Origin of the sequence: Derxia lacustris, assembly GCF_002105195.1 — a bacterium.
Lineage (GTDB): Bacteria > Pseudomonadota > Gammaproteobacteria > Burkholderiales > Burkholderiaceae_E > Derxia > Derxia lacustris.
In genome coordinates this window covers 24,019-47,308 of sequence record NZ_MUHU01000027.1, presented here as the reverse complement: position 1 = coordinate 47,308, position 23,290 = coordinate 24,019, and the positions used below count along the sequence as shown (strand labels likewise).

Here is a 23,290-nt window from a genome sequence, read left to right as displayed (position 1 = left end):
CCCGGACCGGCAGTCCCGGCCGCGCCCGATGTGTCGAAGCTGGTTGCAGGGCAGGCGCGGTTTAGACTCGCCCGCTCCCCCGCCCGGCCCGTGCAGCCGGCGTGCCTTCGACTCCATCCCGCCGCCCAAGATGCCCCGACTGCCCGCCTCGTCCGCCGTTCCTTCCCGTTCTGTCGCGCTGCGCCGGCAGCTGCTTGCCGCCGGTCTGGCGCTTGCCGCACTGGCGCCGCCGCCCGCCGCGCAAGCCGCCGACGCGGTGCCGCGCACGCTGCTGCCGGTCGTCAACGCCGCCGCCATCGCCGGCCGCTGCGATGCCGAGCTGGAACGTGCGCGCAAGTTCAAGGCGGCGATCGAGGCCAAGGCCGAGCCGGCCGGCGTGCTCGCCGATCTCAACCAGCTGTCGCGCCAGACCGAAGACTTCTTCGGCCCGCTCGAACTGGTCGCCAACACCTGGCCTGACAAGGCCACGCGCGATGCCGCCGACGCCTGCGCGCTCAAGTACACGCCCTTTGTCGCCGAGCTGTTCCAGAGCGATGCGCTGTACCGCCGCGTGCGCGACTTCGTGCCGGCCGACGACATCGACGCGGCCTACCGGCGCGACCTGCTCGACGGCTTCGAGGACAACGGCGTCAGCCTGCCGGCCGACAAGCGCGACCGGGTGCGCGCGCTGCAAAGCCAGCTCAACGAGCTGGGCCAGCAGTTCAGCAAGCGGCTGCGCGAGGACAAGACCACGGTGACGATGACGCCGGCCGAGCTGGCCGGGCTGCCGCCCGACTATGTCAAGGCGCTGCCGCGCGATGCCGCCGGCAATGTCCAGCTCGACCTGAGCTATCCGCAGTACCGCCCGTTCATGGAACAGGCGCGCAGCGAGGACGCGCGCCGGCGCTACTGGACCGCATTCCAGCGCAAGGGCGGCCAGCCCAACATCGAGCTGCTGAATCGCCTGGTCGCCACCCGCACCGAGCTGGCCGCGCTCTACGGCCAGCCCGACTTCGCCACCTTTGCGCTGCGCCGGCGCATGACCGGCACGCCGGCCACCGTGTTCGACTTCCTCGGTCAGGTCGGGCGCGCCGTGACCGACGGCGAGAAGGCCGACATCGCGGTGCTGCGCGAAGCCAAGGCGCGCGAGCTCGGCAAGCCGCTCGACGCCGTCACCGTCGAGCGCTGGGACACCGCCTATTACGACGCGCTGGTGCGCCGGCAGAAGTTCGACATCGACCAGGAAGCGCTGCGCAAGTACTTCCCGACCGAGGCCGCGATCGCCTTCGCGCTGCGCATCAACGAGACGCTCTACGGGCTGCGCTTCGTCGAGCGCAAGGTCAAGGCCTGGCATCCGGACGTGCGCTATTTCGACGTGTTCGACGCGACCGCCGACGGCAAGCCGGGCGCCTTCGTGGCCGGCGTCTATCTCGACCTGTTTCCGCGCAAGGACAAGTACGGGCATGCGGCGGCCTTCCCGCTGCGCGGCGCGTCGGCGCCGCTCGGTCGCCGGCCGCTCGGCGCGCTGGTCACCAATTTCAATCGCAAGGGCCTCAATCACGACGAGCTGGAAACGCTGCTGCATGAGTTCGGCCATGTGATGCACGGCGCGCTGTCGCGCGTGCGCTATCTCGACCAGTCGGGCACGGCGGTCAAGCGCGATTTCGTCGAGGCGCCGTCGCAGATGGCCGAGGAATGGGCCTGGCAGACCGAGTCGCTGGCGCTGTTCAGCCAGCTCTGCAAGACCTGCCCGCAACTGAGCGCGGCGCAGATCGGCAAGCTCCAGGCGGCGCGCCATTTCGGCAACGGCATCCAGTACGCGCGCCAGTGGCTCTATGCCAGCTACGACATGCAGCTCTATTCCGGCGCGCCGCAGGATGCCGGCGCGCTGTGGAACCGGCTCGAAGGCGCGACGCCGCTCGGGCATGTGGCCGACACCTGGTTTCCGGCCGGCTTCGAGCACATCGCCAGCGGCGGCTATGCGGCCGGCTACTACGGCTATCTGTGGTCGCAGGTGCTGGCGCTCGACATGGCCTCGACCTTTCGCGGCGGCCGCATGCTCGATCCGGCGCTCGGCCAGCGCTATCGCGACGAGGTGCTGAGCCAGGGCGGCCAGCGCGATCCCAAGCTGATGGTTGAACGCTTCCTCGGCCGGCCGATCAGCAATGCCGCCTTCCTCGAAGAACTGGGCGCGCCGGTGGCGCCGGCTGCGGCCGGTTCGCCCGCCGACGCCGGCGTCGCCTCGGCCAGCCCCGCCCGCCCCTGATCGCCCCAAGAAAGCGCCCGCCATGCCCATCGAACGAGACGCCCTGAGCAGCCGCCCGGCACCCGCCGCCGAGGCCACGCGGGTGGTCAGCGGCCGGCCCGCCTCGCCCAACGAGGAAGCCTTCGAGCGCGCGCTGCGGCCCAAGCAGCTCGACGATTACGTGGGCCAGAAGAAGATTCGCGGCCAGCTCGAAATCTTCATCGAGGCGGCGCGCCGGCGCGCCGAGGCGCTCGACCATGTGCTGCTGTTCGGCCCGCCGGGCCTGGGCAAGACCACGCTGGCGCACATCGTGGCGCGCGAGATGGGCGTGAACCTCAAGCAGACCTCCGGCCCGGTGCTGGAACGGCCGGGCGACCTCGCCGCGATCCTCACCAATCTCGAAGCCAACGATGTGCTCTTCATCGACGAGATCCACCGGCTCTCGCCCGTGGTCGAGGAAATCCTCTATCCGGCGCTGGAGGACTACCAGATCGACATCATGATCGGCGAGGGTCCGTCGGCGCGCAGCCTCAAGCTCGATCTGCAACCGTTCACGCTGGTCGGCGCCACCACGCGCGCCGGCATGCTCACCAATCCGCTGCGCGACCGCTTCGGCATCGTGGCGCGGCTGGAGTTCTACACGGCCGAGGAGCTGGCGAGCATCGTCGTGCGCTCGGCCGGGCTGCTCAACACCCGCATCGACGACGACGGCGCATTCGAGATCGCGCGCCGCTCGCGCGGCACGCCGCGCATCGCCAACCGGCTGCTGCGCCGGGTACGCGACTACGCCGAGGTCAAGGGCAAGGGCGTGGTCACCATGGCCATGAGCGAGGCGGCGCTGGTCATGCTCGATGTGGACAAGGTCGGCTTCGACCTGATGGACCGCGCGCTGCTGGAGGCGGTGCTGCACAAGTTCAGCGGCGGGCCGGTCGGGCTCGACAACCTCGCGGCGGCCATCGGCGAGGAGCGCGACACCATCGAGGACGTGATCGAGCCCTATCTGATCCAGCAGGGCTATCTGCAACGCACGCCGCGCGGACGGGTCGCCACTGCCTCGGCCTATGCGCACTTCGGGATTGCGGCGCCCGTGCCCGCCACGCCACAGCTCTGGAACGACGGCAGCGCCTGAAGTGCAACCGTCCGGCCTCGCTCGAAACAATTGCTTTCCGCCGTGGCCTGCGAGCAAGGTCGCGGCCCATGTCCCTGCATTCCTGTCGGTTACAATTTTTCGATGATCTGCTTTCGACATGCGGTCCGCGTCTATTACGAAGACACCGACGCCGGCGGCATCGTTTATTACGCCAACTATCTTCGTTTCCTGGAACGCGCGCGGACCGAAATCCTGCGCGCCCACGACATTCATCAGGCCAGATGGATTGCGGAGCAAGGATTGGCATTCGTCGTGCGGCGGGTCGAGGCCGATTACCTCGCGCCGGCCCGGCTCGACGATGTACTCGAAATCGTCACCCGACCGGCCGATATCTCGGGCGCCAGTCTCGATCTCGCGCAGGAAATCCGGCGCGACAACGATCTGCTGCTCAGCGCCCGCATCCGTCTCGCCTGCCTCGATATTCAACGCAATCGCCCGGTCCGGCTGCCGCCGCAAATCAGGGCCATCTTTTCCCGCGCCGATTGATTCGCCGCCCACTCACATAAAACTCCTCGCCTGCGCATGAACGCGTCTCCCGAACTTTCGATCGTCCAGCTCGTGCTCCACGCCAGCCTGCTGGTGCAAATCGTGATGGCGATCCTCGCCGTCATGTCGCTCGGCTCGTGGACGACCATCTTCCGCAAGCTGCTGCTGCTGCGGCAGACCGCCAGCCAGACCCAGCGCTTCGAGGAGGAATTCTGGTCCGGCGGCGACCTGGGCAAGCTGTATCAGCGGGTGCATGCCAAGCGCGCCGAAGCCGGCACGCTCGAACGCATCTTCGATGCCGGCATGGGCGAATTCCTGAAGTGGCGGCAAACGCCCGGCGCCGATCCGCAATCGATGCTCGACGGCACGCGGCGCGCAATGCGGGTGGCATTCCAGCGCGAACTCGATGCGCTCGAACGCGGCCTGCCATTTCTTGCCAATGTGGGTTCGGTTTCGCCGTATATCGGTCTGTTCGGCACCGTATGGGGGATCATGCACGCCTTCGTCGGGCTGTCGAATGTGCAGCAGGCAACCCTCGCCAGCGTGGCGCCCGGTATTGCCGAGGCATTGGTCGCGACGGCAATCGGCCTGTTTGCCGCCATTCCGGCATTCGTCGCTTACAACCGTTTCAGCGCCGATGTCGACCGCCTTGCCAACCGCCTCGACAATTTCGTCGACGAATTCTCCAACGTATTGCTGCGGCAGAAATAAGCGCCCGCGTCATGGCAAGCCTGCAATCCAATTCGCGTTCCCGCCGCCGTCGCGCCAAAGCGGAAATCAACGTGGTCCCGTATATCGACGTGATGCTCGTGCTGCTCGTGATCTTCATGGTCACGGCGCCGTTCGTGAATCCGTCGGTGGTCGAGCTGCCGAGCGTCGGCCGCGCCTCGCCGCAGCAGCAGGCCACGCCGTTCGAGGTGGTGATCCATGCCGACGGCAGCACCTTCATGCGGCTGCGCGAGCCGGGCGTGCAGGAAACCGCCGCCGACATCGCCACGATCATTGCCGAGGCCCGGCGCATCCAGGCCACGCGGCCCGACACGCCGGTGGTCATCTCGGGCGACAAGAACGTGAAGTACGACACCGTGGTCCAGGTGATGGGCGGCCTGCAGCGCGCCGACGTGAAGCGGGTGGCGCTCAACGTGCTGCCCAAACCCTGAGCCCGACCGCGCCGTGACTTCCGCACTTCAGATGCCGATCAATCCGCGCCGCCCCGAGCGCCGCCGCGATCCGGGCTGGATCAAGCCATTCGCGCTCGCGCTCGGCATGCATGGGCTGCTGTTTGCGCTGCTGGCGCTGGGCGTGGCCTGGCATACCGAGGAGCCGGCGGCGGTGCAGGCCGAGCTGTGGTCCGAAACCATTCGCGAGAGCGGCGCCGCGCCCAAGGCCGAGACGCCGGCCGAGCCCGCGCCGGAAGAAACCCGACCGGTGCCGCGCGAGGAGGTGGTCGTGCCGCCCACGCCGCCGCAGCCCACGCCGCAACCCGTGCCACCGCCGCGCCCGGTGCCGCCGCCGCCCGCGCCGGTCGTGCCGCCCGCGCCCACCAAGGCCGACATCGCGCTCGAACGCCAGCGCGCCGCCGCCCAGGCGCAGAAGGAAGCCGAGCAGGCCGCCGAGCGCAAGCGCATCGAGCAGCAGAAGCTCGACGACGCGCGCCAGCGCGACCTCGCCGAACGCAAGCGCCAGGACCAGCTCAAGGCCGATCAACTGAAGGCCGACCAGCAGCGCAAGGCCGAGGACGACCGCAAGCGCCAGGCCGATGCCACCGCCGCGAAGGCCAAGGCCGACGCGGATGCCAAGGCCAAGGCGGATGCCGACGCGAAAGCCAAGGCCGATGCCGCCGCCAAGGCCAAGGCCGATGCGGCCGAAAAAGCCAAGGCCGACGCCGCCGCCAAGGCCGCTGCGCAGCAACGCTTCGACAAGGATTTGGCGCGCATGTCCGCCATGGCTGGCGGCAGCGGCGCCAGCGGCCCGACCAGCGCCACCGGCGGCAACGGCAGCGGCCAATCCGGCACCGGCCGCGATGCGGTCAGCAGCGGCCCGCGCGGCGACGGCGGCTATGCCGGCCGCGTGGCGCAAAAAATCCGCAGCAATACGGTTTTCGACGTGCCCGATTCGCTTTCAGGCAATCCGCCGGTCGTCTATCACGTCACCCTCGACCCGACCGGCGATGTGCTCGACCTGCGCAAGACCCAATCCTCGGGCGTGCCCGGCTTCGACGAGGCGGTCGAACGCGCGATCCGCAAGAGCGCGCCCTTCCCGCCCGACGCCAGCGGCCGCCCGCCGCGCGAATTCGACGTTTCCCATCGGCCCAAGGACCGTTGATCCCCATGACCCAAAGACGCGATTTCCTCGCCGCCACCGCTGCCAGTGCCGCCCTCGCGGGCGCCGGCAATGCGAGCGCCCAGCTCAAGATCGACGTGACCGGCGTCGGCGCGCGGCAGATTCCGGTCGCCATCGCCGCCTTCTCCAACGAGCCGGCGCTCGCCGCGCAGAACCTGCCCGCCATCACCGACGTGGTGCGCGCCGACCTCGTGCGCTGCGGGCTGTTCCGCATCGTCGATGGCGGCAATGCCGCGCTCGACGAGAACAGCCAGATCAACTACGCCGACTGGAAGAGCCGTGGCGCCGACGCGCTGGCCGTGGGCAGCGTCACGCGGCTGGCCGACGGCCGCTACGACGTGCGCTTTCGGCTGCATGACGTGGCGCGCCAGCAATCGGTCGTCGGCAGCTCGTTCACGCCCGGCAGCAGCCAGATCCGGCTCGCCGCGCACAAGATCGCCGACCAGATCTACGAAAAGCTCACCGGCGACCGCGGCATCTTCGCCACCCGTATCGCCTATGTGCTCAAGCGCGGCACGCAATACCAGTTGCAGGTGGCCGATTCCGACGGCGAAAACGCGCTGCCGGCGCTGACCTCGGGCGAGCCGATCATCAGCCCGGCGTGGAACCCGGACGGCACCCAGCTCGCCTACGTGTCCTTCGAGCGCCGCAAGCCGATCGTCTATGCGCATTCGCTGCCGACCGGGCAGCGCCGCGTGGTGGCCGAGTTTCGCGGCAGCAATTCGGCGCCGGCCTGGTCGCCCGACGGCCGCACCATCGCCGTCACGCTCACGCTCAACAGCACCAGCCAGATCTATCTGCTGAGCGCCACCGGCGGCGGTGCGCCGCGCCGCATCACCAGCTCGTCGGCCATCGATACCGAGGCGGTGTTCTCGCCCGACGGCGGCTACATCTACTTCACCAGCGACCGCAGCGGCGGCCCGCAGATCTACCGCATGCCGGTCGGCGGCGGCGATGCCCAGCGGCTCACCTTCAAGGGCGACTACCACACCAGCCCGCGCCTGTCGGGCGACGGCAAGCAGCTGTCTTACGTGGCGCGCCGCGAAGGCCGCTTCCGCGTGGCGGTGATGGATCTGGCCACCAGCGACGAGCTGCTGCTCACCGAAGGCCCGATGGACGAGAGCCCGAGCTTCGCGCCGAACGGCCGCTATCTGCTCTACGCCACCACCGCCGGCGGCCGCGATGCGCTCGGCATGGTCTCGACCGACGGGCGCATCCGCTCCCGCCTCACCGTGGCCAGCGGCGATGTCCGCGAGCCCACCTGGGGCCCGTTCATGAACTGAATCCGTGGCGTCGCCGCAAGGTGGCGCCCGTCCCGCGCACCGCGTCCCGCGATGCGCCGTCTACCCGCAGTACCTTTCTTCCCGCCCACGCTGCAAAAGGAAACCTCCATGAAGATGCGCACCGCCCTCTCGCTGGCCGCCCTGGCTGCCCTCGCCGCCTGCTCCAGCAAGGTCCCCGTCGAAACCGCCCCGGCGCCGATCGTCACCGCCCCGGCCGCCGCCACGCCGGCCCCGGCCCCCAAGGCCGACGCCCGCACCGTCGCCCCGGTCGCCGTCGATCCGCTGAACGATCCGCAAAGCGCGCTGGCCAAGCGCAGCGTGTACTTCGACTTCGACAGCTACGCGATCAAGGCCGACTACCAGGGCACGATCGACGCGCACGGCAAGTACCTGGCCTCGCGCGCCGACCGCAAGGTGTCGATCGAAGGCAATGCCGACGAACGCGGCACGCGCGAATACAACCTGGCCCTCGGCCAGAAGCGTGCCGAAGCCGTGCGCAAGGCCCTGACCCTGGTCGGCGCGCCCGAAGCCCAGCTCGAAGCCGTCAGCTTCGGCAAGGAAAAGCCCAAGGCCACCGGCCATGACGAAGCCTCGTGGGCCGAAAACCGCCGCGCCGATCTGCGTTACCAATAAGCGGCGCAGGCAGCGGGGAGCACTGGGCGCGCCGCCAGGGGGCCGACGTAGAATCGGCCGCTTCCAGCGTCCGCGGCCCAGCTCTCCTCATGATCCGTAAAGTCCTGCCCGCCGTGGCCATGCTCAGCCTGAGCCTGGCCGCCCTCTCCCCGGCCCGCGCCGGCCTCTTCGACGATGACGAAGCCCGCCGCGCCATCCTCGATCTGCGCAACCAGATCAAGTCCACGCAAGACACCGACCGCGACCGCGCCGACCAGCTCGAAAAGCGGCTCACCAAGCTCCAGTTCGACAGCGCCCAGCAGAACGACAGCCTCAGCCAGGAAATCGCCCGGCTGCGCGGCGTGATCGAGACGCTCCAGCGCGACCTCGCCGACCAGCAGCGCAAGCAGCGCGACTACTACGCCGACATCGACTCGCGCCTCAAGCGCAGCGAGCCGCAGCAGGTCACCATCGACGGCCAGCAGGTCGCCGTCGAGCCCGAGCAGATCAAGGCCTACAACGCCGCCTTCGAGGCCTTCCGGCAGAGCCAGTTCCAGCGCGCCGCCGACGGCTTCAGCCAGTATCTGGCGCGCTATCCGGACGGCGCCTATGCCGGCCTCGCCACCTTCTGGCTCGGCAACGCCCAGTTCGCCACGCGCGACTTCGCCAAGGCCATCGACACCCATCGCGCCTACATCAAGGCCTGGCCCGACAGCGCCCGCGTGCCCGATGCGCTGCTCAATGTCGGCAACTCGCAGGTCGAGCTCGGCGACAAGAAGAACGCGCGCACCACCTTCATGGCCATCACCATCAAGTACCCGGACTCGCCGGCCGCCGCCAGCGCCAAGGACCGGCTTGCCACCGTCAAGTAAGGCCACGCCATGACTGCTACCGTCCGTCCCGCCGTCGTGCTGCTTTCCGGCGGCATGGATTCGGCCACCGTCCTGGCCATCGCGCGCGAGCAGGGCTTCGCCTGCCATGCGCTGTCGCTGCATTACGGCCAGCGCCACAGCGCCGAACTCGATGCCGCGCGCAAGGTCGCCGCGGCGCTCGGCGCGGTGCGCCACGAGGTGGTCAGCCTCGACCTGTCGCACCTGTTCCACGGCCCGCACGGCTCTGCCCTCACCGATACCGCGATCGACGTGCCGACCGCGCCGGCCGCCGCCGGCACCATTCCGGTCACCTATGTGCCGGCGCGCAACACCATCATGTTGTCGATCGCGCTCGGCTGGGCCGAGGTGCTCGGCGCGACCGACATCTTCTTCGGCGCCAATGCGGTCGATTACTCGGGCTATCCGGATTGCCGGCCGGCCTATGTCGACGCCTACACCACGCTCGCCAACCTCGCCACCAAGGCCGGCGTCGAAGGCCAGGGCATGAAGGTGCATGCGCCGATCATCGACCTGTCGAAGGCCGACATCGTCAAGGCCGGCATGGCGCGCGGCGTCGATTTCGGCATGACGGTGTCGTGCTACCAGGCCGACGAGCACGGTCATGCCTGCGGCGTCTGCGACGCTTGCCGGCTGCGGCGGCAAGGCTTCATCGACGCTGGCGTTGCCGATCCCACGCGCTATCGCCAAGCCTGAGTGCACAGTTTCGTGGCCGGCATTTCGCCCATTGGCATCCAACGCCGGTTTTGACCGTATCGAAATTGGGCAGCTATAATCTTCGGCTGCCTGTCGCTTGAATTTATTTGGCGACAGGTAGAGTGACGAAGCAATTGCAGGGTCGTTAGCTCAGTCGGTAGAGCAGCGGACTTTTAATCCGTTGGTCGCAGGTTCGAGTCCCGCACGACCCACCAACGTCACTGTGGTGTTGAAGCATCAGTACAACATCGCAGTTGCAGCTTTCGGAAACATCGCTATACTTGCGGTCTTTCCTTGGCAGCAACAGGAAAGAAAGTTCGGCAAAGCAATGTTGCCGAATGCTGTAAACGGGGGGCTCTTAGCTCAGTTGGTAGAGCAGCGGACTCTTAATCCGTAGGTCGAGTGTTCGAGCCACTCAGGGCCCACCAATCCCCCTTCCGCCGTTCAGCGCGGGTTCCAAAGCCTGGTTCAGTTTGCGCATCTGCGCGCAATAGAATCTGGCGTTGTGCGCAAGCCTTCGCTCGATTGACTGGCCATGTCGATACTCGCCCTCGGGCTCAATCACAACACTGCACCCGTCGCGATTCGCGAACGCGTCAGCTTCACGCCCGAAACGCTCGGCGCGGCACTTGCCGCCCTGCGTTCCGTCTTCTCGCGCTCGGCGCCTGAAGTCGCCATCGTCTCCACCTGCAACCGCACCGAGCTGTACTGCGCGTCCACCTGCGACATGGACGCCGCGCGCATCGGTGGCTGGCTGGCCGACTGGCACAAGCTCGATCAGCACGCACTCGTCAGCCATCTCTACACGCTGCCGCAGGAACAGGCCGTGCGCCACGCCTTCCGCGTGGCCAGCGGGCTCGACTCGATGGTGCTCGGTGAGCCGCAAATCCTCGGCCAGATGAAGCAGGCCGCGCGCACCGCCGAAGCCGAAGGCGCGCTCGGCTCCATGCTCGGCCAGCTGTTCCAGCGCACCTTTGCCGTCGCGAAGGAAGTGCGCACGCAGACCGAGATCGGCGCCCACTCCATCAGCCTGGCGGCGGCGGCGGTACGGCTCGCGCAGCGCATCTATCCGCGCATCGACGAGCTGAACGTGCTGTTCGTGGGCGCGGGCGAGATGATCGACCTGACCGCCACGCACTTCGCGGCCCAGCGCCCGCGCAGCATCGTCATCGCCAACCGCACGCTCGAACGCGGCCATGCGCTGGCCGAGAAGTTCGGCGCCAGCGCGATGCGCCTGAGCGACCTGCCCGCCCGCATCGCCGAATTCGACATCGTCGTCTCATGCACCGCGTCGACGCTGCCGATCATCGGCCTCGGCCTCATGGAGCGCGCGCTCAAGACGCGGCGCCACAAGCCCGTCTTCATGGTCGATCTGGCGGTGCCGCGCGACATCGAGCCCGAAATCGCGCGCATGCCCGACGTCTACCTCTACACGGTCGACGACCTCGGCGAGGCGGTGCGCGCCGGCATGAATCAGCGCCAGCTCGCCGTCACCCAGGCCGAAGCCATCATCGAGACCCGCGTGCAGGGCTTCATGAACTGGCTGGAGCGGCGCGGCAACGTGCCCACCATCAACCAGGTGCGCGAGGCCGGTGAGCAGCTGCAGGCCGAAGAACTCGCGCGCGCCCGCCGTCTGCTGGCCGCCGGCCATGCGCCCGACGAAGTGATGGAGCAGCTCGCGCGCCGCCTCACCAACAAGTTCATGCATCGCCCGCTCGCCGCGCTCAACGAAGCCACCGGCGAGCCGCGCGAACGCCTGCTTGACGCCGTCCCGCAACTCTTTCCGCTCGAACCGCTGCCCCGCGGCCGTCGACGCTAGGCGGTCTCATGAAGGCCTCGATGCAGGCCAGGCTGGACCAGCTCTGCGTCCGCCTGAGCGAGATCGAACTCGCGCTGCAAGACCCGAACGTCACGCGCGACATGACGCAATACCGTCGCCTCACGCGCGAGAACGCCGAACTCGGCGCCATCGTCGCGCGCTACCGCGACTGGAAGACCGCCGGCGCCGACCTCGCTGCCGCCGAAGACATGCTGCGCGACCCCGAGCTGCGCGAATTCGCCGCTGCCGAGGTGGACTCGGCGCGCGAGCGCATCGACGCCACCGAGCGCGAGCTGCAAACCCTGCTGCTGCCGCGCGACCCCAACGACGATCGCCCCGTGCTGCTCGAAATCCGCGCCGGCACCGGCGGCGACGAGAGCGCGCTGTTCGCCGGCGACCTGCTGCGCATGTATCTGCGCTATGCCGAACGCCAGGGCTGGCGCTGCGAGGTCATGTCCGCCTCGGAATCGGAGCTGGGCGGCTACCGCGAAGTCATCGTGCGCATCGAGGGCGACGGCGCCTACAGCCAGCTCAAGTTCGAGAGCGGCGCGCACCGCGTGCAGCGCGTGCCGGCGACCGAGACGCAAGGGCGCATCCACACCTCGGCCTGCACCGTGGCCGTGCTGCCCGAAGCCGACGAGGTCGACGTGCAGATCGCGCCCGACGAGCTGCGCATCGACGTGTTCCGCGCGTCGGGTGCCGGCGGCCAGCACATCAACAAGACCGAATCGGCGGTGCGCATCACCCATCTGCCGACCGGGCTGGTGGCCGAATGCCAGGACGACCGCTCGCAGCACCGCAACAAGGACAAGGCCATGAAGGTGCTGGCCTCGCGGCTGCGCGACCTGCGCGTGCGCGAGCAGCAGGGCCGCGAGGCCGCGACGCGCAAGAGCCTGGTCGGCAGCGGCGACCGCAGCGAGCGCATCCGCACCTACAACTTCCCGCAGGGGCGGCTGACCGATCACCGCATCAACCTCACGCTCTACCGGCTGGAAGGCGTGATGGCCGGCGAACTGGACGAGGTGACGGCGGCGCTGCGCAGCGAGCATCAGGCGGAGCAGCTGGCCGCGCTCGGGCAGGACTGACGGACTAAATGGCTCGGCGCGGCCTGATTTCAGCGCGCGCCACCGCCCAGTGCCTCGGCGAACCAGGCCGCCGGCAAGCCCGACTCGCGCTGCGCCCGCGCCCAGTCGAAGGCCGGGCCCGGATCGGTCTTGCGGCCGGGCGCGATGTGCTCATGCCCGGTCACGCCGGCAATCGGAAATGCCGCCGCGATCGCGCGCAGCAAGGGCGCCAATGCCGCGTACTGGCGCGCGTCATAAGCCAGCGAATCCCTGCCCTCGATCTCGATGCCGATCGAGAAATCGTTGCAGCCGTCGCGCCCGCGCCAGTTCGATACGCCCGCATGCCAGGCTCGTTGCCCGAGCGGCACGAATTGCAGCAGCGAACCGTCGCGGCGCAAGAACAGATGCGCCGACACCCGCAGCGGCAGAATCGATTGCAGAAACGCATCGCCACGCGGATCGAGCTGGCCCAGAAAGAAATCGCGCACCTCATCGCCGCCGAACTGCCCGGGCGGCAGGCTGATGTTGTGCAGCACGATCAATTCCACCGCCTGGCCTTCGGGCCGCGAATTGCAATGCGGCGAAGCGAATTGCTGCGCGGCGGCGCACAGGCCGGCGGCGTCGATTGCGCAATCGGCGGCAGACAATTGCGGCAGGGGCAATTCAGGCGAGGGCAATCCGGCGGCAGGCAATTCCGATCCGGGCGATTCGGCGCTCATCCGATATCCAGTTGCTGCATGCGATAGCGCAATTGCCGAAATGTCAGCCCGAGCAATCGCGCCGCCGCCGTGCGATTGAACTGGGTCTGCTCCAGCGCCTGGCCGATGATGTCGCGCTCGATGCGCTCCAGATGCTCGGGCAGCGACAGCGGAAAACTCACCCGCCCGGCCGGCGACGGCATGCCATCGGCCGCTGCCGCCGCCGTGCCGCCCGAGGACGGAATCGTCGGCCAGTCGAGCGGTGGCAGCTCGGTCGCGGCACGCGGCGCGGCGGATGGTTCGGCGAGCTGCGGCGCCGGCGGCAGGCTCGGCACGCTGGCCGGACCGATCCATTCGCCCGGTTCGCCGGCAGCCCAGGCGGGCGCCGCATTGGCCACCGGCAGCGTCGGCGCCGAATTGGGCATGGCCATGTCGAGCGAATCGATTTCGGTGCCGACGCTCAATGCGCTGGCGCGCTCGAGAATGTTTTCCAGCTCGCGCACATTGCCCGGAAAGTCATAGGCATGAAGCATGGCCAGCGCCGCCGCCGAAAGCCGCTTGGGCGCAGTTCTTTCGCGCTCGGCCAGCCGCAGCAGAATCGTGTCGACCAGATCGTCGAGATCTTCCTTTCGCTCGCGCAATGCCGGCACATTCAGCTCAAGCACATTGAGGCGATAGAACAGATCGGAGCGGAACAGTCCTTCGGCCACATGCGCGACCAGATTGCGGTGAGTGGCGCTGATGATGCGCACATCGACCGCTTCTTCCGCATTGCCGCCGAGCTTGCGAATGCGCCGTTCCTGGATCGCGCGCAGCAGTTTCACCTGCATCGACAAGGGCAATTCGCCGACTTCGTCGAGCAATAGCGTGCCGCCCTGGGCGGCCTGGAAAAAGCCTTCGCGGTCGCTGTCGGCGCCGGTGAATGCGCCTTTGCGATAGCCGAAGAATTCGGCCTCCATCAGGGTTTCGGGAATCGCGCCGCAATTGACCGCGACAAAGGGCTTGTGGGCGCGCGCGCTGCACTGGTGGATGGTGCGCGCCACCACTTCCTTGCCGGCGCCCGATTCGCCGTGAATCGCCACCGGCGCCATGCTGCAAGCCAGCCGCACCACCAGCTGGCGCAGCCGCTCCATCGCGGCCGAGCGGCCGATGAGCCAGACCTTGACATCGGCGCTGGCGCGCACGGTGACCGGCGCGCTGTCGTCGCGCACCCGCAGCGCCGAGCTGACGGTGGCGCGCAGCTGGTCGAGCGCGACCGGCTTGGACAGGTAGTCGAAGGCGCCGGCCTTGAGCGCCGCGACCGCGCTTTCGGCGCTGCCGAAGGCGGTGAGCACGGCGATCGGCAGCGCCGGGAACTGCTCGGCCACATGGCGCACCAGGTCGATGCCGTCGCCGTCGGGCAGCCGCATGTCGGTCAGGCAGAGCGCATAGCCGCGCTGCTGGAGCAGCTCGCGCGCGCGTTCGAGCGTGAGCGCCGCATCGACATCGAGGCCCATCTTGATGAGGGTGAGTTCGAGCAGTTCGAGCAGGTCGGGCTCGTCGTCGACGATGAGCACGCGCTGCGGCTGCCGTCCTTTGCTGGTCATGTGGCTTCCTGTGCGGGCGGTCGTGCCGCCGGATCCTTGTCGGCGGCCGGCGGCAGGCGCAGCGCAAAGCTGGCGCCGCGCGCCTCGCCGGCGTCGGTCTGCAAGGCCAGTGCCGCGCCGTTGGCAATGGCCAGTTCGCGCGACAGATAAAGGCCCAGGCCGGTGCCCTTGCGGTGGGTGGTGAAGAAGGGTTCGAACAGCTTGCCGAGATGCTCGGGCGCGACGCCGGGGCCGTCGTCGGCCACCACCAGCAGCGGCGCGCCGGGCAGCGGCCGCAGCGTGATGCTGACCGCGCCCGGCGCGGCGCTGGCATAGCGCAGCGCATTCGACAGCAGGTTGGAGACGATGCGCGCGAAATGCAGCCGGTCGAAGCGCAGCCGGGCGTCGGCCGGCACATCGACCCGCACCCGGGCGCGCTCGGCGGCGCTGCCGGGCAGCTGCTCGGCCAGCACCGTCTCGATGGCTTCGCGCAGCCGGAACACCTCGGGATCGATGCGCATGCTCTGCGACACCGAGAGGATGTCCTCGACGATGCGGTCGATGCGCAGCGCGTTGTCGGCCACGATGCCGTGCAGCCGCGCATCGGCCGGATCGGCCTGCTCGCCGAGCAGCGCATTGGCATGCGCGATGGCGGCGAGCGGATTGCGGATCTCGTGCGCGATGCTGGCCGTCAGCCGCCCCATCGACGCCAGCTTGAGCTGGGTGGCGCGGGTCTCGGCCTCGGCCAGATCGTCGATGAAGACGATCAGCGGCGCCTCGCCGGCGGGCGCGGCGCCGGCCAGCCCGACCGGCCGCAGCCGCAGCTGGCGCTTGCCGTGCGCCGCCGCCGGGATCGCCTCGTTGGGCAGGGTGAGCAGCGCAAACGGCGGCAGGCCGCCGGGCTGGCTGCGGGTCCAGGCCTGGAGCAGCGCGGCCAGCTCCCACCAGTGGCCGCCGTTGGGCGTGATGGTGCGGCCTTCGAGCGCATCCAGCTCGCGCCCGAGCAGCCGGCGCGCCGCCGGATTGGACAGCTGCACCCGCGCATCGGCGCCGAGGATGAGCACGCCCTGCGGCATCTCCTGGATCACGGTGGCGCTGACGCGGAACTGGGCATTCAGCTCGGCCGCCGTGGCCGCCACCAGCGATTCCTGCGAGCGCACCCGCTGCGCCAGCTGGGCCAGCACCAGCGCCACCGCAAACATCGTCGCGCCGAGCAGGCCCGATTCGAGATAGGGCACATCGCCGGCCGCCACCACGTCGCGCACCACGGTGTCGCCGATGATCGCGATGCTGACCACCGCCGCCACCAGCAGCGCGAACGAGCGCTCCAGCAGCAGCGAGGACGTGACCAGCGGCGAGAAGTACAGCGCCACCAGCCCGCTGCGCACCCCGCCCGCCACCGATTGCAGCAGCGCGACGGCGACCAGATCGGCGACCACGCCGATGCGGGTTTGCAGCCGCGCCGAGCCCGGCCGCAGATAGACGATGTTGAGCGCCGCCAGCGAGAAGCAGCAGTAGAGGATGAGCGTCGCCACGCCGAGCGGCGTGCTGGCCACATACAGCCGCTGCGCCGACGCCAGCGCCGTGAGCCCGAAGGCCAGCACGCAGCGCACCACGCAGACCACGCGCGCGCGCTTGAGCGCCAGCTGGTCGGGATCCTCGCTGCCGAACAGCTGGGCCGTCGGCGGGGTCGGCACTGCCTGCATCAGCCGTGGGCGGGCGCGCCGCGCAGCTTGTTGACCAGCGTGACGCCGGCCAGCACCACGGCGCCGGCCACGATGCCGACCGCGCCGTTGAAGGCCATCGGCGCGAGTCCGCTGAACAGCGCGCCGGCCGGCCAATGGCGCACGCCGGCCGACAGCACCTCCTCGAAGTGATGGGCGGCCGGCACGCCGTGCACCAGGATGCCGCCGCCGACCAGAAACATCGCCACCATGCCGGCCGCCGACAGCCCCTTCATGAGCCAGGGCGCGCCGGCCAGCATCAGCCGGCCCAGACCCGCGCCGGCACCGCCGCGCCGCATCAGCCACAGGCCGGCGTCGTCGATCTTGACGATGGCGGCGACGAAGCCGTAGACGCCCACCGTCATCAGCAGCGCGATGCCGATCAGCACCGTCACCTGGGTGAGGAAGGCCGCGTCGGCCACCGCGCCGAGCGTGATGGCGATGATCTCGGCCGACAGGATGAAGTCGGTGCGGATCGCGCCCTGGATCTTGTCCTTCTCGTAGGCCACCAGATCGAGCGCCGGATCGGCGGCGGCGCGCGTCAGCGCCTCGCGCTCGGCGGCGGCTTCGGCGCCCGGATGCAGGAACTTGTGCGCCAGCTTCTCGAAGCCCTCGAAGCACAGGAAGGCGCCGCCCACCATCAGCAGCGGCGTCACCAGCCACGGCGCGACCGCGCTGATGAGCAGCGCCGCCGGCACCAGGATGGCCTTGTTGCGCAGCGAGCCGAGCCCGACCGCCCAGACCACCGGCAGCTCGCGGTCGGCGGCGACGCCGGTGACCTGCTGGGCATTGAGCGCCAGATCGTCGCCGAGCACGCCGGCCGTCTTCTTGGCTGCCACCTTGGTGAGCAGGGCCACGTCGTCGAGCACGCTGGCAATGTCGTCGATGAGGGCAAGCAGGCTGGATGCGGCCATGCGGTGGGCTCCGTGCGCGGGGAAAGGGGTGGCGCGGAATCTCTCATATCCCGCCACCACGCGGGCTGCGGCGGCTCCAGGAACTGATACCCCGTTGATACCGCCCGGCACTGTCGGGCACCAGGCGACTTGCCTAGTCTTGGCTCACACACAAATCGCGCCGGCCACCGCCCGGCACCGGCCCGAACGCACCAGGAAACCGCCATGACCGCCACCGCCCGCCTCGACTCGACCGAACTCGGCTTCGCCCTCGCCCGCCTGACGCTGTGGGGCGATGAACTCGCCCGCTGCCTGCCCGCTGGCGGCGGCTACAGCGGCGTGGCGCGCGCCCGCCTCGCGCCCTGGGTCGGCGCCGACGCCGGCGACCGCCTGCCGACCGGCGCCGAAAATGCCGCCGCGCTGACCGGTCGGCTCGACCGGCTGCTGCATGCGCTGCTCGCCGCCGAGCGCGGCCTGGCCGTGGACCTGGGCGCGCAGGCCAGCGCCGCCGGCCGCGACGAGCTCGCGCATCAACTGGCCTGCGTGGCGATGGCCATCGACGCGACCCAGGCCGCGCTGGCGCTGCTGCCGGCACGGGAACAGGCCAGCGGCTGGCGCGCCCAGCGCCTGAACGCGCGCTCGCGCCAGGCCGGCGAGCTGCGCCGCTTCGGTCCGCAAGCCGGCATGCCGGCGATCAATGCCGACTGGAGCGGACTGGCGCCGGGCCGCCTCTGAGCCGCCGGATCAGTTCGGTATCAGTCGCGCGGCAGTGCCGGCTTGTGCCGCGCCGCCGGCCGGCGGCGGCCCGACAGTGACGCCATCCGATCGCAGTCCTCACAGGAGCCCAGACATGTCGCAAGAGCAGCAAGCCCTTCGCATCGCCATCGTCGGCGGTGGCATCTCCGGCCTGGCCGCCGCCTACCAGCTCAAGCAGCGCCGTGCCGGCAGCGGCGGCCGGCCGCTGGACATTCAGCTGTTCGAACGCCTGCCCGGCCTCGGCGGCAATGCCGACACGGTGGTCGTCGAGCTCGGCCGGCACTACGGCCGCGATGCCGACGCCGGCCCGAGCGAGCCGTTCCACCGCTGGGCCGACCTCGGCGTGAACGACGCCAACCTCAGCGCCTACAAGCGCATGGTCGCGATGATGCAGACCGTGGGCTTCAACCTGCATGTCGAGATGAAGCCGCTGCTCGACACCGCCTCCTACACCGCCGCCGACGGCAGCGTCACGCTCACCGACGACGCCGGCCTGAGCCAGGGCGTGAGCCAGTCGCGCATGCGGCTCGGCAGCGAGCCCAACGCCGGCCTGCTCACCGGCTTCAGCGCGCTGTACCGGCTCGGGCTCGACAAGGTGCCCGCCAACGACGGCCCGCCGGGACCGGGCGAGGTCGGCGACGACTACACGGTCGACGACTTCCTGCGCGACACGCTGCGCGACCTCGCGCCGCTGCGCGCCACCGCCGCCATGCTGATCGAAGAGCAGCGTCAGGCCAGCCTCGGCGCAGCCGACCCCTATCTGCCGCCGCTCGCGCCGCTGCCGGCCGACGACGCCCGGGTGCGCCAGCTGGTGCAGCAGGCCGCCGACGACATCCTCTATCCGCGCATCGGCGCGATGTACTTCGCCGATCCCGAGGGGCCGGGCACGATGCCGCTGCGCTCGCCGTTCCAGTACTACAAGGTGCAGGAGGGCGGCAAGGAGCAGCCCTATCGCTGCTACTTCGACTTCGGCGCCCACCGCTGGCTCGAAACCCTCGACCGCTGGCTGGTCAACAGCTCCGACGCGGCGGTGCGCTACGCCTCGTTCACCGGCTGCCCGGTGCAGGTCGAGCTGGCCGACGGGAAGGCGGTCGTGCATCGGCTCGATGCCGACGGCCGGCGCCAGCCCGGCGAACCCGGCGAGCGCTTCGATCTGGTCATCAGCGCGGTGCATGCCGACAACGCGCTCGACCTGATCGCGTTCGGCGCCAATCCGCCGCGCGTGGGCGAGGCGAGCGTGCCGGAGCTGCTGGCCAGCCTGCGCTACACCGCCAGCTATGCCGTCTGCCATACCGACAGCCACCGGCTGCCGCGCGACCGCGCGGCCTGGCGCACCTACAACATCCCGGTGCGCAAGAACTATGGCGACGGCTACCGCATCGACTACGTCGTCAACTACCACCAGAACGATCCGGCCAATCCGGTCTACGACGCGGCCGGCCTGCCCGAGTACTTCGTGTCGCTGCTCAACCGGGCCGATGTCATCCCCGAGGCGCTGGTGCTCGACCGGGTGGCGCCGGCCGCGCATCAGCGTCATGCCCAGGCCGGCGTGGCGGCGGGCGCCAGCGGCTACCGCGATTGCGCGCGCGGCCAAGCCGCCAGCGGCGGCGCCGGCTATGCCCCGGACAAGGCCTGGACACTGTTCAAGCACAACGTGCTCGATGCCAACTGCCTGAAGGTGCAGCGCCAGATGGCCCAGTTCAACGCCAGCGTGGGCGCGCATCGGCTGCTCGACGGCGCTGCGCTGGCGCAGCCGATCCTGTTCACCGGTGGCTGGATGCTGGGCGCCGGCCTGCATGAGCAATGCATCGAGCAGGCCGAGCGGCTGGCCGAGCTGATCTACGGCGCCGGCCCCGGCGCACGGGTCGGCTGATGCCCGGATGCGCTCCGGTTCAGCCCGGCAGGGTGTTGAAGCGCGGCATCACGCCGGCCAGCCCGGCGGCCAGCCCCGCCGCACGCAGCTGGCCGAGCCGCTCGGCCGCGCCGGGTCGCCGCTCGGCCGCATCGGCACCGGCGCCGATCAGCGCGATGTGGTGATCGGCCCAGGCGCAGCCTTCGGCCAGGGTGTGCCGGTGCAGCGCCTCGGCCTGGGCGCGCGCGCCGGCCACATCGCCGTGGATCAGGCAGCTTTCGGCGGCGGCGACGCGAAAGCGGTAGTGGTTGTGACCGACGCAGCCGCCTTCCAACAGCGCATTGCCGGCGGCGATGGCCTGGTCGCGCTCGGCCGCGGCATCGCTCAGCAGCGCCAGCGTGCCCAGCACCCAGGGGCCGATGAAGCTGGCGATGCGCAACTGCTCGACCAGCTCGCGCGCGCCGGATGTCGGCGCGGGCAGCCTCGGAAGCGCCGCGCATCCAGTGCGCCCGGGCCCGGCTTTCGAGCAGAAAGGGCTCGAAGCGCGCGACGCCGAGTTCGAGCGCCAGCGCCAGCGCGGCCTCGATCTCGGGCAGCGCGGCGTCGGGCCGGCCGAGCGACAGCCAGGCCCAGCCGGCGGTCAGCCGCGAGACGACGGTGGCGCGGCGGTTGCCGGCGCGGCTGCCGATCTCGGCCGAGGCGAGCGCATCGGCCAGCGCCAGCTCGGTCTGGTTGGCATACAGCCGCACGGTGCCGAGCATGAAGCGGTTGGCCGCCTCGATCTCGACCAGCCCGTGGCGCTCGCACAGCGCCAGGCAGTCGCGGAACACGCTGGCGGCGGTGGTCATGCGGCCTTCGGCGTAATACGAGTCGCCCAGGCCGCTGAGCGCGCGCGCCTCGGTCTCGACCGCGCCGGCGCCGCGCGCATGGCGCAGCGCCTCGGACTGGTGATGGCGCAGCGTGGCGAAGTCGCCGCGCGGGAAGTACAGATTGCCCTTGAGGTAGTGCAGCTCGGCCAGCCGGGCCGATTCGCCGGCGGCCTGGGCCAGCGGCAGGCTGGTGTCGATCAGCCGCTCCTCGGCATCGAGCCGCTCCAGCAGATTGAGCATGCGCGCCAGCCCCACGGCCGCCGCGAGCCGCTGGCCGACATCGCCGGCCTGGTCGTGGGCGGCGGCGAACCGGTCGTGCGCCTCCTGCGTGAGGCCGTGGCGCGCGGCGATCTCGCCGCACAGCAGATGCGCGGCCACCGGATCGGTCGGCGCGTAATCCACCGCGACGCCGGCACGCGCCAGTTCGAGCGCGGCCGGGTACTGATGCAGCGCCAGCTTGTCGCGCGCGGCGGCGGCGAGCGCGGCCGGCGCGGCGGCATCGCGGGCGCGGTGCAGATGCAGCGCATGCAGCATGGCGTCGCTACCGGCATAGGCGGCGGCGATGCGCCGGTGCAGCTGGCAGCGCTGGGCCGCGGGCATGGCGTCATGGATGGCGCGCTGGATCAGGTCGTGCACAAAGCCGTAGTCGCCGCCGCCAAGCGCGCGCAGCAGATGCTGGCGCAGCGGCAGCTCGGGCTGGTAGTCGGGCTCGTCGATCACCTGGCGCAGCAGCGCCAGCCCGAAGCGCGGCCCGATCGCGCAGGCGGCGCGCAGCGTGCGGCAGTCGCTGCGCGAAAGCTCGTCGAACTTGGTCTGCACCAGATTGCGCAGGCTGTCGGGCACGGCGCCCAGCCGCTTGCCGTGCAGCAGCTGGGTCAGGAACAGCGGATTGCCCTGGGCCTGGGCCACGCAGCGCTCGCGCCAGTCGGCATCGGCGGCGTCGAACTGCGCCGCCAGCGCGGCGGCCTCGGTGGCGCGCAGCGGCGCCAGATCGAGCAGGGTGAGCGCGGCATCGGCCAGCCCGGGGCGCAGCTGGCTGTCGAGCGGATCGCGCTCATGGCGCGAGGTCAGCAGCCACAGCACCGGCGCCTCGCGCAGGTCGTGGATCAGACCGCCGAGCAGCTCGAACAGCGGCCGGTCGGCCCAGTGGATGTCCTCCAGCACCAGCAGCAGCGGCTGCCGCACCGCCACTTGCAGGATGAGATGGCCGACGGCATCGCGCAGCCGCGCCATGCGCTGCTCATAGCCGAGCGCGACATCGACGCCGGCCAGTCCGGCTGGCTGCGGCAGCCCGAGCAGCGGACGCAGCGCACAGGCCGCCTCGACCGGCAGCATGGCCAGCGCCGCGCCGAGCTGGGCATCGGCGCCGCCGAGCAGGCCCTCGACCAGCGCGGCCAGCGCCGACAGGCCGCCCTCGCCGCCAAAGTCGAGCACATTGCCCTGATGCACGCTCAGCCCACTCTGCTGGGCGATCTCGCGGCATTCGGCGGTCAGCCGCGACTTGCCGATGCCGGCCACGCCGCGCACATAGACCACATGGCCCCACTGGTCGCGCACCGCCGCCTCGGCGATCGACTTGAAATGGCTCACCTCCAGATGGCGGCCGCAGAGCGGCAGTTCGCGGTCGAGGTCGTCGCTGCGCTCGCCGCGCCAGAGCAGCCAGTCGGCGCCGGCCGGCTCGAACAGAAAGCGGTCGCGCAGCAGCGGCGCGAGGCTGCTGCGCAGCAGCACGGCACTGCCGCGCAGCGCCAGATCGGCCGGCGGCGCATCGGGCGCGGCCGCCGGCCCGGGCCAGCCGGCCAGCCCCAGCTCGATGCGCTGGCCGGCGTCGTGCAGCAGCCGGGCCAGCGCGATGGCGCTGCGCAGCGCGCGCTCGGCATCGCTGCGAAAGGCGCGCGGCAGACCGAAGACGGCAAAGCCGCCGGCGCCGGCCGGCAGCAGCTGGCCGCCGAACTGCGTGACCAGCGCGGCACAGGCCGGCGCCAGCGCGGCCGGCGGCGGCGGATCGAGCCGCAGCGCCACCACGGTGCGCAGCTCGGCGGCGTCATCGTCGGCTGCGGCAACGGTGGCAGGCAGTGCGGCCGCCAGCGCCAGCGCCGCCGCCGGCTCGACCAGCGCCTCGACCTCCACCTGATAGATGCGCGCCAGATTGCGCGCCGTACGGTAGAGCACCGAGCGGCCGCTCTCGGCGCGCTTGATCGAGGCGATGGACACCACCGCGCGGCGCTCGAAGCAGAGATCGGCCAGGCCGTCCTGGCTCAGGCCGAGCCGGCGCCGGTGCGCCTTGAGCGCCTCGGGGTTCAGCACGATCCGGCCATCGAGTACGGCAGCCTTGGGTTCGCAACTCGGTTCCATGGTCCAGTCCG

General features: G+C 70.2%; 19 protein-coding genes and 2 tRNA genes. 16 read left to right on the top strand and 5 right to left on the bottom strand.

Going from position 1 to position 23,290, the window contains the following annotated elements:
- Window positions 1–130: 130 nt before the first annotated feature.
- From B9P64_RS19025 to prfA, 14 genes are all read left to right on the top strand, one after another.
- A complete protein-coding gene (locus B9P64_RS19025; RefSeq protein WP_085317754.1) occupies window positions 131–2,245 on the top strand; it encodes a M3 family metallopeptidase in 2,115 nt (704 codons plus the stop codon).
- 22 nt (window positions 2,246–2,267) lie between these two features.
- Entirely contained in the window at window positions 2,268–3,353 is a 1,086-nt protein-coding gene (ruvB, locus tag B9P64_RS19020) for a Holliday junction branch migration DNA helicase RuvB (RefSeq protein WP_085317753.1), read from the top strand.
- Window positions 3,354–3,455: 102 nt separating this feature from the next.
- The gene (gene ybgC, locus B9P64_RS19015) at window positions 3,456–3,860 is read left to right on the top strand and encodes a tol-pal system-associated acyl-CoA thioesterase (protein ID WP_085317752.1); all 405 of its coding nucleotides are present in this window, start codon (window positions 3,456–3,458) and stop codon (window positions 3,858–3,860) included.
- A gap of 36 nt (window positions 3,861–3,896) precedes the next feature.
- Window positions 3,897–4,571 (top strand): protein TolQ, encoded by a 675-nt coding sequence (tolQ, locus tag B9P64_RS19010; RefSeq protein WP_085317751.1) that lies wholly within the window; start codon window positions 3,897–3,899, stop codon window positions 4,569–4,571.
- Window positions 4,572–4,582: 11 nt separating this feature from the next.
- The gene (tolR, locus tag B9P64_RS19005) at window positions 4,583–5,020 is read left to right on the top strand and encodes a protein TolR (protein ID WP_085317750.1); all 438 of its coding nucleotides are present in this window, start codon (window positions 4,583–4,585) and stop codon (window positions 5,018–5,020) included.
- A gap of 13 nt (window positions 5,021–5,033) precedes the next feature.
- Window positions 5,034–6,185 carry a cell envelope integrity protein TolA gene (gene tolA / locus B9P64_RS19000; protein WP_235840048.1) on the top strand — a complete coding sequence of 384 codons (1,152 nt, stop codon included), beginning with the start codon at window positions 5,034–5,036 and terminating at the stop codon, window positions 6,183–6,185.
- Window positions 6,186–6,190: 5 nt separating this feature from the next.
- A complete protein-coding gene (gene tolB, locus B9P64_RS18995) occupies window positions 6,191–7,486 on the top strand; it encodes a Tol-Pal system beta propeller repeat protein TolB (protein WP_085317748.1) in 1,296 nt (431 codons plus the stop codon).
- A gap of 108 nt (window positions 7,487–7,594) precedes the next feature.
- A complete protein-coding gene (pal, locus tag B9P64_RS18990; RefSeq protein WP_176256893.1) occupies window positions 7,595–8,119 on the top strand; it encodes a peptidoglycan-associated lipoprotein Pal in 525 nt (174 codons plus the stop codon).
- Window positions 8,120–8,208: 89 nt separating this feature from the next.
- Window positions 8,209–8,970 (top strand): tol-pal system protein YbgF, encoded by a 762-nt coding sequence (gene ybgF, locus B9P64_RS18985; RefSeq protein WP_085317747.1) that lies wholly within the window; start codon window positions 8,209–8,211, stop codon window positions 8,968–8,970.
- Window positions 8,971–8,979: 9 nt separating this feature from the next.
- A complete protein-coding gene (gene queC, locus B9P64_RS18980) occupies window positions 8,980–9,684 on the top strand; it encodes a 7-cyano-7-deazaguanine synthase QueC (RefSeq protein WP_085317746.1) in 705 nt (234 codons plus the stop codon).
- 139 nt (window positions 9,685–9,823) lie between these two features.
- Window positions 9,824–9,899 (top strand) — tRNA-Lys (locus B9P64_RS18975).
- A 137-nt stretch (window positions 9,900–10,036) separates the two neighbouring features.
- Window positions 10,037–10,112 (top strand) — tRNA-Lys (locus B9P64_RS18970).
- Between the two features lie 101 nt (window positions 10,113–10,213).
- A complete protein-coding gene (gene hemA, locus B9P64_RS18965; protein WP_176256895.1) occupies window positions 10,214–11,503 on the top strand; it encodes a glutamyl-tRNA reductase in 1,290 nt (429 codons plus the stop codon).
- Window positions 11,504–11,511: 8 nt separating this feature from the next.
- Window positions 11,512–12,588, top strand: a complete 1,077-nt coding sequence (gene prfA, locus B9P64_RS18960) for a peptide chain release factor 1 (RefSeq protein WP_085317744.1) — start codon at window positions 11,512–11,514, stop codon at window positions 12,586–12,588.
- Window positions 12,589–12,617: 29 nt separating this feature from the next.
- Here prfA and ampD read toward each other — a convergent pair whose 3' ends face one another.
- From ampD to B9P64_RS18940, 4 genes are all read right to left on the bottom strand, one after another.
- Window positions 12,618–13,214 (bottom strand): 1,6-anhydro-N-acetylmuramyl-L-alanine amidase AmpD, encoded by a 597-nt coding sequence (ampD, locus tag B9P64_RS18955; protein ID WP_217808716.1) that lies wholly within the window; start codon window positions 13,212–13,214, stop codon window positions 12,618–12,620.
- A gap of 68 nt (window positions 13,215–13,282) precedes the next feature.
- Window positions 13,283–14,851: a sigma-54-dependent transcriptional regulator gene (locus B9P64_RS18950; RefSeq protein WP_085317742.1), complete on the bottom strand. Its 1,569-nt coding sequence runs from the start codon at window positions 14,849–14,851 to the stop codon at window positions 13,283–13,285.
- On the bottom strand, window positions 14,848–16,527 hold the full coding sequence (locus B9P64_RS18945; protein ID WP_176256892.1) for a sensor histidine kinase: 1,680 nt from the start codon (window positions 16,525–16,527) through the stop codon (window positions 14,848–14,850). The genes B9P64_RS18950 and B9P64_RS18945 overlap by 4 nt, the downstream gene beginning before the upstream one ends.
- A gap of 8 nt (window positions 16,528–16,535) precedes the next feature.
- Window positions 16,536–17,468, bottom strand: a complete 933-nt coding sequence (locus B9P64_RS18940; RefSeq protein WP_085317740.1) for a DUF808 domain-containing protein — start codon at window positions 17,466–17,468, stop codon at window positions 16,536–16,538.
- Between the two features lie 204 nt (window positions 17,469–17,672).
- Here B9P64_RS18940 and B9P64_RS18935 point away from each other — a divergent pair, with 204 nt between their 5' ends.
- Window positions 17,673–18,182, top strand: coding sequence for a hypothetical protein (locus B9P64_RS18935; protein WP_085317739.1), 510 nt, complete (start codon window positions 17,673–17,675; stop codon window positions 18,180–18,182).
- A 115-nt stretch (window positions 18,183–18,297) separates the two neighbouring features.
- On the top strand, window positions 18,298–20,076 hold the full coding sequence (locus tag B9P64_RS18930) for an NAD(P)-binding protein (protein WP_176256891.1): 1,779 nt from the start codon (window positions 18,298–18,300) through the stop codon (window positions 20,074–20,076).
- On the opposite strand, the gene B9P64_RS18925 is transcribed toward B9P64_RS18930, so the two are convergent.
- Window positions 20,043–23,279: an ATP-binding protein gene (locus B9P64_RS18925; protein ID WP_085317737.1), complete on the bottom strand. Its 3,237-nt coding sequence runs from the start codon at window positions 23,277–23,279 to the stop codon at window positions 20,043–20,045. The two genes, B9P64_RS18930 and B9P64_RS18925, sit on opposite strands and share 34 nt — an antisense overlap.
- Window positions 23,280–23,290: the final 11 nt, after the last annotated feature.